This window comes from Sphingomonas sp. ABOLH (assembly GCF_003951715.1).
GTDB classification, from domain to species: domain Bacteria; phylum Pseudomonadota; class Alphaproteobacteria; order Sphingomonadales; family Sphingomonadaceae; genus Sphingomonas; species Sphingomonas hankookensis_A.
Window position 1 is genome coordinate 1 of the sequence record NZ_QQWV01000017.1, and the last position, 13,010, is coordinate 13,010.

Genomic DNA, 13,010 nt, shown 5'->3' on the forward strand with positions numbered 1-13,010 from the left:
GTCGTACGAGCGCTCGTACGACCAGTCTCAGAACCGAAAACTTCCCGCACCGCCCGCGCCCTCGTCAAAGACGATAAGCATCCCGGCTACGGCCAAACGGGCAAGGCGGCCCTCAGGCCACGCTTACCCTATGGGCTCCACAAGACGCTCTACAACGGCTGGATGCGTTGGGGTGAGGCGGGCGTGTTGCCCCACGAACCGGGTACTATGTGACTGCGAGGATCACGCACGCGCCAAGACGCAGCGGGACCGCATCTCGGGCGGCTGCATGCGCGGACGCTGCTCCGTCAAGATTTTTCCGCGATCGCGCTGAACGACCGCTATTGGGGGTCGTAGCTCCTATCTGATGGTGGGTGAACGAACGGCGGAAAAGTCACTTTTGTCCTAAAACCGCCGGGCCGCTTTCCACCAAACGCCACTGAAGACTAACACTGCGGGGCTGGTCAATTATGGCAACTCGCACGAACCAGTAGGTCAGGATATGAACCACGGAGGGGTCAGATACTAATCGAGGAATTGCGGGACGTCCGCCGCGCATCGGGTCTATCGCAACGGGCTCTAGCCAACCGAATCGGAGTGGATACGCAGACCATCAAAAGGTTGGAGGGCGGCGTAGGTTCGTTGGCCACATTGATCGCGGCGATGACGGCATTGAACTTCCGGGCAACGGGCGTCGGTCGTGGCAGTTCGCTGTCCGAACAGCTGCGGGATTGTCGAAGCAAGCGCGCATGGTCGTTGGAACAGGTGGCGGCCAAGACTGGCTTGTCGAGGACCACCGTCGCTAGCCTGGAGCGCGGCGGAGGATCGGTTGCCAGTCTCATGAAAGTGCTGGTGGTCCTCGCACCCAATGCTCGTCGGCAAGCGCCTGAGCGCTCGTACTGGGGGCAAGGGGACAAGGCAGATCGGGACAGTCGTTTCACACCGCCCGATTTCATGGATGATATCTACACTGCCTTCGGTGCCGTCGATCTCGACCCGTGCGCTGACGTGCGTAGCCCTGTCATCGCAAATCGCAGGATATTGGTGAGCGAGGGCGGTGACGGACTCGTAGAAGACTGGTCCGGTGGACTGGCTTACGTCAATCCGCCCTTTTCGAACATGCTGGCGTGGTTACGACGCGCCTACGAACAATGGCGTGTCGGCAATGTTCGGACCGTGGTCTGCCTTGTCCCGGTCCGAACCGACTCGGCCTTCTTTCATGATACGCTGATAGCCGAAGCTGATATCTTTCTTTTGCAAGGGCGGGTTAAGTTCCTCAGCCCGCAAGGCAAGTCACAACATACACCATTCTCGCTCATGATCGTGACATTGGGAACGACGGCCGAGCAACGGCGACGGTACGCTGAACTTGCGTCCGGCCATTGGTTGGCGCGCATTTGACGTGTCACGACTGCCAACCGAACAGTTCGCTTTCGAATGCCAAGAACGCCTCCGCGCGCGATACCGACCTTCCGGTGCAACGGCGTATGATCGATGCAATGCGTCTACCAAACCGCGGTTTGACGGTTCGCTGTCTATATCCTCAGCCCATGCAGTGGGGGCGGCGAACATGTTGGGGACGTTCTCGACAGGAGATGCCTCAGACAGTTGATTGGGCCGCCTCGTCAAGCTCGGCAGGGCGGATGAAACGCTTGGGTATTTTGAGCCGGACGAACGTTTGCATGCCATCGCGCTGCGCGGACGTAATCCTTATGTTTTGCAGCACGGGGTGATCGACGACCGTGGTAGCGCTTTGTCCGGGAAGCGCATCCGTCACGGTTTCGGGAAACGGGCGATTAATAATAAACGTGTGCCCGGCAACCAGGCCAACATCAACGATCCGCACACTGGCCATGATACGCCCCGATCGCAGATAGATCGACGTCCGGCTCCCAGCGTTCTCACCAAGAATTATTTCTTGGCCGCCCCCCTCACGCGGATCGCAGCCTCCTAACAGACTTGTTGCACACACCGCCAAATCCGCGCCAGCGAGCGCAATTGCGCGTTCCGCGAGTATATCAATCTCGAACACAGCAGCGCTCGCCGTCATCCTTGCCAACGCACGCTGACGCTTGCGCTGTTCCGATGCGTGGCAGCTGATGCTGCTCATCAACTCACGTGGTGTCCAATCGACAATCCGCTGGGTATATGGCCTCAGCGCATCGTTCAGCATCGACACATTCGCCTCAAGCTGGAGATGACGGCCAGCCAACTTGACATCTACCCGCTGGGGGGCCGTTTTGAGCGACACAAGCGTCATGCCGGCTGCCGATCGCTCGATCGCCGCATCGATCATCCGACGAGCCTGGGCAAACCGGTCTGTGTGCCGTTGCCGGGCGCGGTGAACCTCATGAACCCGTTGAAAAACGAGCTCTGGCAAGTCCGGCAGACCCGGCCCACCCATCTCGCTCGTAAGCCTGTCAGGGGCGAACAGGCAGAGGACTACGGCCCCGATACCAACTTCTATGACGACCCCTGTTTCCCTGAACTGGGCGCCGGCCGCCACGCGCCGCACGAGTTGTACGACCGGTGCCGAAGCGGCCATGGCTTCGCAGGCGGCGATGCGTTGGCGCAGGCGCATCTGAAGATCGCGGATTTCTAACGCAGTCAGTTCGCTCGATACGTCGGTCACATCTGGTCCATCTTCGGTGAGAAGGCATTGGTCGACGGCTTGGTTCATGACTTCGTCCATTCTCCGGAGGTGCGGCTTTTCCACTCTTTCTGCGGAACTTACCTACATTCGCTTAATGCGAGGGACCTTCAGGGCGTTGTTCGGCGCCAGCTGCCTGGACGATGTCTGAGGAGACAATTCGCGTCAGCTTGGATCGAACACGAGGTGGAGAGCTGCCTCAATCACGTTGAACCGAGGCTTGCGCGGTGCCCCACAGTTCATCGCAGGGCGAAAGGACGTCTAAGCCGTATGATCCAACAGCCGGCATGCTAACCGACGTGGCCGTGCCGGGCAGTAGGAGACAACAAGGCCGCGTGGACCGCGAACGAAATGCGATATGGACCACTTCAGCAACGTCTCGTCGACGCCCTGCCAACGGCTTGGAGTTGATCCGACTCAACTCATCGCAAGGCCTCTGGACCGATATACACAACCGATGCACAAGGATGCCGCGATCCTGCAAGAACCGCGGAAATCCGTGGGTTTGTGGTGACGGTATTTCGGGTTCGAATCCTGTCTCCCCGACCACGAAATCCACCACACATCTTTTGCTCGATCGGGCCGAATAGGCGCCGACCGGTTTGGCACGTCGCTTTCCGTCAGTACTTGACTCAGTCAACTATCCTGCGCCAACTAGGACTGCATGGAAGATGCAGACGTCACCGCAGTCCGGCAGTTCAACCGCTTCTATACCCAGACGATCGGCGCCCTCGACGCGCGCTTTCTGGGGACCGAAGCGAGCCTCCCCGAAGCGCGCCTGTTGTTCGAGATCGCGACACGCGAACCGGTAACCGCCAGCGTCCTGCAGGACGCGCTCGGTATGGATGCGGGCTATCTCAGCCGTCTCGTCGCCCGGTTCGAAAAGCGCGGTTGGATCGTCCGGGTCCGCCGCGACGATGACGCCCGCGCGCGCGATTTGCGGTTGACCGAGGCGGGACGCGACGCCTTCGCCACGATCGACCGGCGGCAGAGCGATGCGGTCGGCGACCTGCTGGGCATGGTCGAGGGACAGGCGCGGCGCGATCTGGTCGAGGCATTGACGCGCGCGCGGCTGCTGCTCGATCCGGCGTCGGGCGGGGCGTTCGTCGTCCGGCCGTTCCGTGCGGGTGAACCGGCGCTGATCGCCGCGCGGCAATCGGTCCTCTATCGCGACAGCCATGGCTGGGGTCGCGACGTCGAGGTGATCGAAAGCGAGGTGACCGCGGCGTTCCTGCGCAACTTCAACCCCGAGCGCGAACAATGCTGGGTCGCGGAGATCGACGGCGTGATGGCCGGCGCGGTGTTCGTGACCGACGAGGGAGACGATATCGCGCGACTGCGCCTGCTGCACGTCGAACCCTTTGCCCGCCGGCGCGGCATCGGCGATGCGCTGGTTGGGCACCGTGTCGATTTCGCCCGGACGAAGGGCTACCGCGCACTGGTGCTGTGGACGCAGACCGTGCTGGAGGCGGCACGCCGGATCTATGCGGCGCACGGGTTCGACTGTGTCGAGACGGCGATGCACGAACGGTTCGGCATGCCGCTACAGGGCGAAACCTGGCAGCGGAAGCTGGCCGCATGAACGAAGCGCTGACCATCCGCATCGCGACCGAGGCCGATCTCGAACCGCTTCGGGCGTTGATGGCGCTGGCGATCGATCGCGGACAGGCCGCGGTGCTGACCCCCGGACAGGTCGTCGCCAGCCGCGCGGTGATGGGCCTCGATACGCAGCTGATCCGCGACGGCACCTATTTCGTCGTCGAAGAGGGCGGGGTGCCGGTCGGCTGCGGCGGGTGGAGCCGGCGCGCGACGCTCTATGGCGGCGATCACAGCACCGACCTGCGCGATCCAGCGCTGCTCGATCCGGCGAAAGATGCTGCCCGCAACCGCGCAATGTATACCCACCCCGACCAGGTCCGCCGGGGGATCGGCCGGATGATCCTCGACCGCTGCGAACAGGCGGCGCGGGCGGAGGGGTTTGCCGCGGCCGAACTGATGGGAACGGCCGGCGGCGTGCCGCTCTATGCCGCCTGCGGCTACCACCCGGTCGAGCGCGCCGATGCGCAGGTCGATGGGGTGACCGTTCCGCTCACCCGCATGCGCAAGACGCTGACCGCGTCGGCATAGCGCGCGGCCGGTCAGGCGGTGACGAGGCTGGCCCGGTCGATCTCGGCGATCGAACGGGCACCGGTCAGCGCCATGGCGACGCGTATTTCACTCTCGAACAGGTTCAGCAGGCGGGTAACGCCGGCTTCTCCGGCGGCGGCAAGCGCATAGATGAAGGCGCGCCCGATCATCGTCGCATCGGCGCCGAGCGCCAGCATCCGCACCACGTCCAGCCCCGAGCGGATACCGGAATCGGCCAGAATCCCGATCTGTCCCCTCACCGCATCGGCGATGGCGGGCAGGGCGCGCGCGGTGGAAAGGACGCCGTCGAGCTGTCGTCCGCCATGGTTCGACACGACGATGCCATCCGCCCCGAAGCGTACCGCGTCGCGCGCGTCGTCGGGGTCCAATATCCCCTTGATGATCATCGGGCCCCGCCAGACATCGCGGATCCATTCGAGATCGCGCCACGATATCGCCGGATCGAAATTCGCACCCAGCCAGCCGATATAGTCGGCAAGCGCGGTCGGCGTGCCGCGATAGGTGGAGATATTGCCCAGGTCGTGCGGCCGCCCGAACAGCCCGACGTCCCATGCCCAGCGCGGATGGGTGAGCGCCTGGACCATCCGGCGCAGCGGGGCGTGGGGGCCCGACATGCCGCTATGCGCATCGCGGTAGCGCGCGCCCGGCACCGGCATGTCGACGGTAAAGACCAGCGTCGTGACGCCCGCCGCCTGCGCCCGTTCCAGCGCGTCGCGCATGAAGCCGCGATCCTTCAGCACATAGAGCTGGAACCAGATCGGCGCGCTGGACGCGGCCTGTACCTCGCGGATCGCGCAGACCGACACCGTCGACAGGGTGAAGGGCACGCCCTTCGCCGCCGCGGCGCGTGCCGCCTGCACCTCCCCCCGGCGGGCATACATGCCGGTCAGGCCGACCGGGGCCAGCACCACCGGCATCGCCATGCGCGTGCCGAACAGATCGATGTCGAGCCGCAGGTCGGCGACGTCGCGCAGCACCCGCTGGCGCAGCGCGATATCGGACAGGTCGTCCACGTTCCGCCGCAGCGTGTGTTCGGCATAGGCACCGCCGTCGATATAGTGGAACAGGAACGGTGGCAGCCGCCGGCGTGCGATGGCGCGAAAATCGGTGGGCGCGGACACGATCATGGCGGGGCCTTACAGGGGGCGTCGGACGGGAGGGGTGGCCGCCGCACGTTCGCGTGACCGGACATTCTCGTCAATCGCGCTGTCGGCAATCTGCCGGAACGCTACCGCGCCGCAGCGTGCAATATTCGCTCACCGACAGGTCGCAAAGGTGCCGCAATCGCGCCACCGTGATGCTGTCCGCGTAACGACCGTTATCGGCCACGAAAAAGGGGCGCCACCGTTGCCGGGGCGCCCCTTCTTCATTCCGGCTTCCCGCGTCGGTGAGGACGCGGGAACGGGAATTACATGCCGTTGTGCTCGGCGGCGTTCTCGATCGCGTCCGACGCGTCTTCGGCGTTTTCCGAAGCGTTCATCAGGTCGGCAGCGACGGCTTCGTTCGAGGTGTTCTCGGCCTGCGCTTCGAGGTTGTCCGCCAGCATTTCCAGGTTGTCCGACGCGGCGTCGGCAGCGTTGTCGGTCGGGGTGTTCTTGCAAGCGGCAACCGACAGGAGGCCGGCGGCGGCGGCGACGAGCATGATCTTCTTCATTCGGGTTACTCCCAGAAAATTCCATTTCGCGAATATCCCGGCGTCACCGCCGTCGCGAGATAGCCGCAATAGCGCCTTGTACGCCGCCGTCAATCTCCAATTGTGGCAAGATTGCGGCTTTGCGACCAATGGTGGACCGCGCCAGCGTTACGACGAAGTGACATTTTGGCAGGAAACAGAGCCGAAAATGGCGGAAAACGCGATGTCATGCTGCAATCGCGAAAGGGTGCCGCCGTCGATCGGCCCGGGCCGCCGGAACGACGCCGCCACCGGATCGAGTCGCTGCCGAATGGACGACGGCGACGGTCGAATCGGGCCGACCGCCCGCGCGCCCGGTCCATGGCGCCCGCGTTGCCAATTCGCCGGCCCATCGCTACATCGCGCCAGAACCTTTTATATCACCCGATATTCGAAACGGAGCCGTCGGCAATGGCCGTGCAGTACAGCTATGTGATGAAGGGTCTGACCAAGACCTTCCCCGGCGCCAACAAGCCGGTGCTCAACAATATCCACCTGCAGTTCCTGCCCGACGCGAAGATCGCGATCATCGGCCCGAACGGCGCGGGCAAGTCGACTCTGATGAAGGTCATGGCCGGCATCGACACCGAATTCACCGGCGAGGCCTGGGCCGCCGAGGGGATCAAGGTCGGCTATCTGCCGCAGGAGCCGAAGCTCGATCCGACCAAGACGGTGATGGAGAACGTCAAGGACGGCGTGCGTCCGGTCGCCGACCTCGTCGATCGCTTCAACGCCATCTCGGCCGAAATGGGCGATCCGCAGGACGATACCGATTTCGACGCGCTGATGGAGGAGATGGGCGAGCTTCAGGCGAAGATCGACGCGGTCGACGGCTGGAGCCTCGACAACCAGCTCGAAATCGCGATGGAAGCGCTGCGCTGCCCGCCGGGTGATGCTTCGGTCGAAAATCTGTCGGGCGGTGAAAAGCGCCGCGTTGCGCTGTGTAAGCTGCTGCTCGAAAAGCCGCAGATCCTGCTGCTCGACGAACCGACCAACCACCTCGACGCCGAAAGCGTCGCGTGGCTGGAAAACTACCTCAAGGAATATACCGGCAACGTCATCCTCGTGACCCACGACCGGTACTTCCTCGACAACGTCGTGAACTGGGTGCTCGAGCTGGATCGCGGCCGCTACTACACCTACGAAGCCAATTATTCGGGCTATCTGGAAAAGAAGGCCAAGCGCCTCGAACAGGAAGAGCGCGAGGAAGCCGGCCGGCAAAAGGCGATCCGCGACGAGCTGGACTGGATGCGGCAGACGCCCAAGGCGCGCCAGACCAAATCCAAGGCGCGTATCCGTGCGTTCGACGAACTGGTCGAAAAGCAGGAAAACCGCGCGGTCGGCAAGGCGCAGATTCTCATCCAGATCCCCGAACGCCTCGGCGGCAAGGTGATCGAGGCGAAGAACCTGACCAAGGCCTATGGCGACAAGCTGCTGTTCGAAGGTCTCGACTTCAACCTGCCGCCCGGCGGCATCGTCGGCGTGATCGGGCCGAACGGCGCGGGCAAGTCGACGCTGTTCAAGCTGATCACCGGCCAGGAGCAGCCCGATGGCGGCTCGATCGAGGTCGGGCAGACGGTGAAGCTCGGCTATGTCGACCAGTCGCGCGACGACCTCGACCCCAACAAGAATGTCTGGGAAGAGGTCTCGGACGGCCTCGACGTGTTCCGCTTCGGCAAGCAGGAACTGGGCACGCGCGCCTATGTCGGCGCGTTCAACTTCAAGGGGCAGGACCAGCAGAAGAAGGTCGGCCAGCTGTCGGGCGGTGAACGCAACCGCGTCCACATCGCCAAGATGCTGAAGGAGGGCGGCAACGTCCTGCTGCTCGACGAACCGACCAACGACCTCGACGTCGAGACGCTGCGCGCGCTCGAAGAGGCGCTGGAATCGTTCGCGGGCTGCGCCGTGGTCATCAGCCACGATCGCTTCTTCCTCGATCGCCTGTGCACCCACATCCTCGCGTTCGAAGGCGACAGCCATGTCGAATGGTTCGAGGGCAATTTCGAAGCCTATGAGGAAGACAAGCGCCGCCGCATGGGCGATGCGGCCGATCGTCCGACGCGGCTGGCGTACAAGAAGCTGACGCGCTGATCGTCATGCCGGTGGTCGAGGAAAATGGGGCGGGGTCGGACGATCCCGCCGATGCGATCCGCTATCGCCTCGACCAGCAGCGTATTCTGGCCGAGTTCGGCGGCATCGCGCTGCGCAGCCGCGACATCGACGAGATCGTGCGGGCGGCGGTCGAACTGGCCGCGCGCGGCATGCGGACGCGGCTCGCCAAGTTCCTGCATCACGACGACCAGGGCGGCGCGCTGATCGTCCGTGCCGGCATAGGCTGGAACGAGGGCGTGGTCGGGCAGGCGGAGATGGGCGACGATCTCGCCTCGCCCGCCGGCTTCGCCTTCCGCACCGGCGAGGCGGTGATCTCCAATCACCTGAGCGACGAAAAGCGCTTCCGCACGCCGGACTTCATGGCCGACCATGGCGTCAAGCGGGCGATCAACGTGCTGGTCGAAGCGAACGGCAAGCGCTTCGGCGTGCTGGAGGTCGACAGCCGCAAGGATGGCCGGTTCGAGGAAGACGACCTCGCCTTCATGCAGGGCTTCGCCAACCTGATCGGGGTCGCGATCGAACGGCTGGAGGCCGAAGCCTCGCTGCGCGCCGCGATCGAGCATCAGGAACTGCTGACGCGCGAGGCGTCGCACCGGGTCAAGAACAGCCTCGCCATGGTGTCGGCCATGCTCAACCTGCAGATGCGCGAGGATGACGACCCGCGGGTGCAGCGGATGCTGGGCGACGCGCAGGCGCGGATCGTCGCCATCGGCCAGGCGCATGACCAGTTGTGGCAGGGCGACCGGGTCGGCGTCGTTGCGCTGGAGCGGCTGCTATGCGGCATCGTCGACCAGTTGAAGGAACAGGCGCCCGACCACGCGATCGACTGCGACATCGCGCCATTGGTGGTCAGCGGCGACACCGCGATCCCGCTCGGGCTGTTGCTGACCGAACTGGTCACCAACGCGATCAAATATGCCTATGGCGAGGGTGGCGGGGCGGTGCGGATCGCGACGCGTTGCGACGACGGGCAATTATGGCTGGAAGTCGTCGATCGCGGGCAGGGGCTGCCGGCCGGCTTCGATCCGACCGCGGCGCGACCGACGAGTCTGGGCATGCGCATGGTCGGCAGTCTGGCACGGCAGCTGGGCGGGACGCTCAGTTTCGAGAATGCAGCGCCGGGGACGCAGGTGACGTTCGTGATGCCTTTGCCGGAGTCGGTGTAGGGCATTTGCTATCCCCTCCTCCAATCCGTTCACTTCGAGCAGGTTCGAGCGAAGTCGAGAACCGACCGTCGAGAAGACCTTTCCGCGTTCCCCACCGTTCGTCCTGAGTAGCCACTGAGCCTGTCGAAGTGGCGTATCGAAGGACCGCCACCGGTGCTTCGATACGGGTTTTCGACTTCGCTCAGCCCCTACTCAGCACGAACGGATGCGGGCGAAATCCCGCCTGTTACCCGTTCGGTTCGAGCAGCTTCGAGCTCGTCGAGAAGCGTCTGTCGAGAACGGCCCGATTGTGGCCCCGCCTTCTCGACGGACGGTTCTCGACAGGCTCGAACCTGCTCGAAGCAAACGGAGTGCGTGAGGAAAGGGCAGGCGTCCCCCTCAAACCCGCTTGACGAACACCCCCGTATCGCGCCGCTCCACCTCGAACTCCTTCACCTTCTCGATCAGGTCCGACAGCCGCTTGAACCCGTAGTTCCGCGTGTCGAAGCTCGACCGGTTGGCCGCGCGCTGGCCGACTTCGGACAGGCTGGCAAAGCCCTTCTTGTCGACCTTCGACGCGTCATAGGCATCGGACAGCAGCTTCACGAGCGCGGCATCGACCTTCTGCTGGCGCCGCGCCGGGGCAGGGGCGGGCTTGGCGGCAGGCGCCGCAGCCGGCGCGGCGACGCCGCCGATCGCCGGTGGCAGCGGCATGTTCGCCACGTCCTCGACATCCAGCGACGCGACGTCGATAAAGCGGGTGCAACTCTCGCGAAACCCTTCGGGCGTCCGGTCGGTGCCGAAACCATAGACCGGCACCCCTTCCTGCCGGATGCGCTGGGCCAGCGGCATGAAGTCGCTGTCCGACGACATGATCCCGAAACCCGTAATGCGGCCGCGCAAAAGCAGGTCCATCGCGTCGATGGTCATGCGCATGTCGGTCGCGTTCTTGCCCTTGGTGATGTCGAACTGCTGGAACGGCTCGATCCCGTGGCGCATCAGCAGCGCCTTCCAGCTTTTCAGCCCCGGCTTCTCCCAATTGCCATAGGCGCGGCGGACATTGACCGTGCCGAACTCGGCCAGCACTGTCAGCACGGAATCGAGATAGGCGGCGCCGGCATTGTCGGCATCGATCAGCAACGCGACGTTGCCGGTGGGGGCGTGATGGGTGGCCATGGCGTTCGTCTATCCTGTCCCGGCGGCGGCGGCTATGCCTCCTGCAACCGCTGTTCCTCGGCCCGGCGCAACATGGTGCGCGCCAGCTCCTCCTCGCCCAGCACGACCTGATCGACGCCGTGGCGCGTGAGATACTGCACCTCCTCTGCCGAATGCGCCCGCGACAGGATGTAGAGGCCGGCGTTCATGCCCCGGGCATGCTGGACGATCGCGCCCGCCTCGAACCCGCCGGGGATGGCGATCAGCAGCTTGGTCGCCTCCGCTACCCCCGCGTCGCGCAGCACATTGGGGTCGAGCGCATTGCCCAGCACCACGCTCCACCCATGCGCCTGCGCCGTGCGCGCGGTATCGGCCTGGTCCTCGATCACGACGAAGGCGCGGCCGGCATCGCGCAGCCCTTCGGCGATCAACCGCCCGACCCGCCCCGCGCCGATCAGCACGACATGATCCTCGCGCGCTTCCTCGCGCGCCGCCTCGCGTTCCTGCGCGGGGCTCGGCTCCTCGCCGCGTCCGGCGACCGCGCCGAACAGGAACGGGTTGACCATGATCGACAGGATCGCGCCCGCCAGGATCAGGTCGCGCCCCTCGCTCGGCAGGATGTTCAGGCTGGTGCCGATGCCGGCGAGTATGAACGAGAATTCGCCGATCTGCGCAAGGCTGGCGGCGATGGGCGCGGCGGTGCGGTTGGGGTGGCCGAACAGGCGGACGATGGCGAATGCCGCCGCCGACTTGCCGATGACGATGATGGCGATGGTCGCGATCAGGGGGCCGGGCTGTTCGACCAGCACCTGCGGATTGAACAACATGCCGACCGACACGAAGAACAGCACCGCGAACGCATCGCGCAAGGGGAGCGTTTCCTGCGCCGCACGCCGGCTGAGCGGCGTTTCGCCCAGGATCATGCCGGCGAAGAATGCGCCCAGCGCAAACGACACGTCGAACGCCAGCGCCGCCCCGAACGCCACACCCAATGCGATGGCCAGCACCGCCAGCCGGAACAGCTCACGCGATCCGGTATGCACCACCCAGTGCAGCGCCCAGGGGATTACCCGCCGCCCGACGACCAGCATCAGCGTGACGAAGCCGGTGACCTTCAGCAGCGTCATCACGATCGCGGTCACGATCGCACCGGGCGCGGCGGCCTTGGCCGGGTCGACCGCGGCGGCGACGACCGGCAGCAGGACGAGCGCCAGCACCATCGCCAGATCTTCGACGATCAGCCACCCGACCGCGATCCGCCCGCGCTCGGTCTGGACCAGCGCGCGGGCCTCCAGCGCGCGCAGCAGCACGACGGTACTCGCGACCGACAGGGCGAGGCCGAACACGATGCCGGCCATCAACGACCATCCGAGAAACTGCGACAGGCCCCAACCCATCGTCGTCGCGACGGCAATCTGCACCACCGCGCCCGGGACGGCGATGCGCCACACCGACAACAGGTCCTTCAGCGAAAAATGCAGCCCGACCCCGAACATCAGCAGGATGACGCCGATCTCCGCCAGTTCGGTGGCGATCCCCGAATGCGCGACGAAGCCGGGCGTGAACGGCCCGATCAGCACACCCGCCAGCAGATATCCGGCGATCGGCGAAACGCGCAGCTTGAGCGCGACCGCCCCCAGCGCGAACGCCGCGACCAGTGCGGTGACGATGGTTCCGATCAGCGGCGTGTAATGGGGCATTGCGTCTCCTCGGTCGGGTTCCTCCCAAGCGAACGGACGGCAGGGCGGCTGGGTTCGTCAACGTACCAAATTTACCGCCCGATGGCAGTCGGTAACGCCGCGTCGTTACTCGATATCGTCGGCATATCCTGCCAGTGCGGCGATGGCGGCCGGGTCGTCGGCATGGCGCTGGCGAAGCGAGCGCAGGGCGGCGTCGGTGCCGGTACAGGTCCGCTCCATCCCGTATTTCAGGAACACCGCACGCGCCGGGCCGGTCGCTTCCTCGCCGCGCAGATGGTCGCATTCATCGCGTTTCAGGCGAAAGGCGACGACATCGGCGGGGAGGGCGGGGACATTGCCGGTCGACGCGTCGGTTCTGTGGGTCTCGACATGGATGACGGGTGCGTCCGATGGGGCGCCTCCGCAACCCGACAGCAACAACCCGATCGTCGCCATGAGCAACCGCACAT

11 protein-coding genes are annotated in these 13,010 nt (G+C 64.9%); 5 read left to right on the forward strand and 6 right to left on the reverse strand.

Annotation, left to right across the window (positions count from 1 at the left end; translation table 11 throughout):
• The first annotated feature begins 516 nt into the window (after window positions 1–516).
• On the forward strand, window positions 517–1,380 hold the full coding sequence (locus CA237_RS09825; RefSeq protein WP_164523858.1) for a DNA N-6-adenine-methyltransferase: 864 nt from the start codon (window positions 517–519) through the stop codon (window positions 1,378–1,380).
• Window positions 1,381–1,579: 199 nt separating this feature from the next.
• On the opposite strand, the gene CA237_RS09830 is transcribed toward CA237_RS09825, so the two are convergent.
• Complete coding sequence (locus CA237_RS09830; protein WP_164523859.1) at window positions 1,580–2,659, reverse strand: hypothetical protein; 1,080 nt, start codon at window positions 2,657–2,659, stop codon at window positions 1,580–1,582.
• 634 nt (window positions 2,660–3,293) lie between these two features.
• Between CA237_RS09830 and CA237_RS09835 the strand changes: the two genes are divergently transcribed.
• Both CA237_RS09835 and CA237_RS09840 read left to right on the forward strand, forming a co-directional pair.
• Entirely contained in the window at window positions 3,294–4,211 is a 918-nt protein-coding gene (locus CA237_RS09835; protein ID WP_126013949.1) for a helix-turn-helix domain-containing GNAT family N-acetyltransferase, read from the forward strand.
• A complete protein-coding gene (locus CA237_RS09840) occupies window positions 4,208–4,756 on the forward strand; it encodes a GNAT family N-acetyltransferase (RefSeq protein WP_066689554.1) in 549 nt (182 codons plus the stop codon). The genes CA237_RS09835 and CA237_RS09840 overlap by 4 nt, the downstream gene beginning before the upstream one ends.
• 11 nt (window positions 4,757–4,767) lie before the next feature.
• Here the strand turns inward: CA237_RS09840 and lldD are convergent, their stop codons facing one another.
• Window positions 4,768–5,904 (reverse strand): FMN-dependent L-lactate dehydrogenase LldD, encoded by a 1,137-nt coding sequence (lldD, locus tag CA237_RS09845; protein ID WP_126013951.1) that lies wholly within the window; start codon window positions 5,902–5,904, stop codon window positions 4,768–4,770.
• Between the two features lie 281 nt (window positions 5,905–6,185).
• Window positions 6,186–6,419, reverse strand: a complete 234-nt coding sequence (locus CA237_RS09850) for a hypothetical protein (protein WP_241215467.1) — start codon at window positions 6,417–6,419, stop codon at window positions 6,186–6,188.
• Between the two features lie 441 nt (window positions 6,420–6,860).
• On the opposite strand from CA237_RS09850, the gene ettA reads away from it, so the two are divergent.
• Both ettA and CA237_RS09860 read left to right on the forward strand, forming a co-directional pair.
• Entirely contained in the window at window positions 6,861–8,540 is a 1,680-nt protein-coding gene (gene ettA, locus CA237_RS09855) for an energy-dependent translational throttle protein EttA (RefSeq protein WP_066689556.1), read from the forward strand.
• A gap of 5 nt (window positions 8,541–8,545) precedes the next feature.
• Entirely contained in the window at window positions 8,546–9,727 is a 1,182-nt protein-coding gene (locus CA237_RS09860; RefSeq protein ID WP_066689557.1) for a histidine kinase dimerization/phosphoacceptor domain -containing protein, read from the forward strand.
• A 378-nt stretch (window positions 9,728–10,105) separates the two neighbouring features.
• Here CA237_RS09860 and CA237_RS09865 read toward each other — a convergent pair whose 3' ends face one another.
• The 3 genes from CA237_RS09865 to CA237_RS09875 all read right to left on the reverse strand — a co-directional run bounded on the left by CA237_RS09865 (window position 10,106) and on the right by CA237_RS09875 (window position 13,008).
• Window positions 10,106–10,882 carry an NYN domain-containing protein gene (locus tag CA237_RS09865; RefSeq protein WP_066689558.1) on the reverse strand — a complete coding sequence of 259 codons (777 nt, stop codon included), beginning with the start codon at window positions 10,880–10,882 and terminating at the stop codon, window positions 10,106–10,108.
• 32 nt (window positions 10,883–10,914) lie between these two features.
• Entirely contained in the window at window positions 10,915–12,561 is a 1,647-nt protein-coding gene (ybaL, locus tag CA237_RS09870) for a YbaL family putative K(+) efflux transporter (protein ID WP_066689559.1), read from the reverse strand.
• Window positions 12,562–12,666: 105 nt separating this feature from the next.
• Window positions 12,667–13,008, reverse strand: a complete 342-nt coding sequence (locus tag CA237_RS09875; RefSeq protein WP_126013953.1) for a hypothetical protein — start codon at window positions 13,006–13,008, stop codon at window positions 12,667–12,669.
• Window positions 13,009–13,010 lie beyond the last annotated feature (2 nt).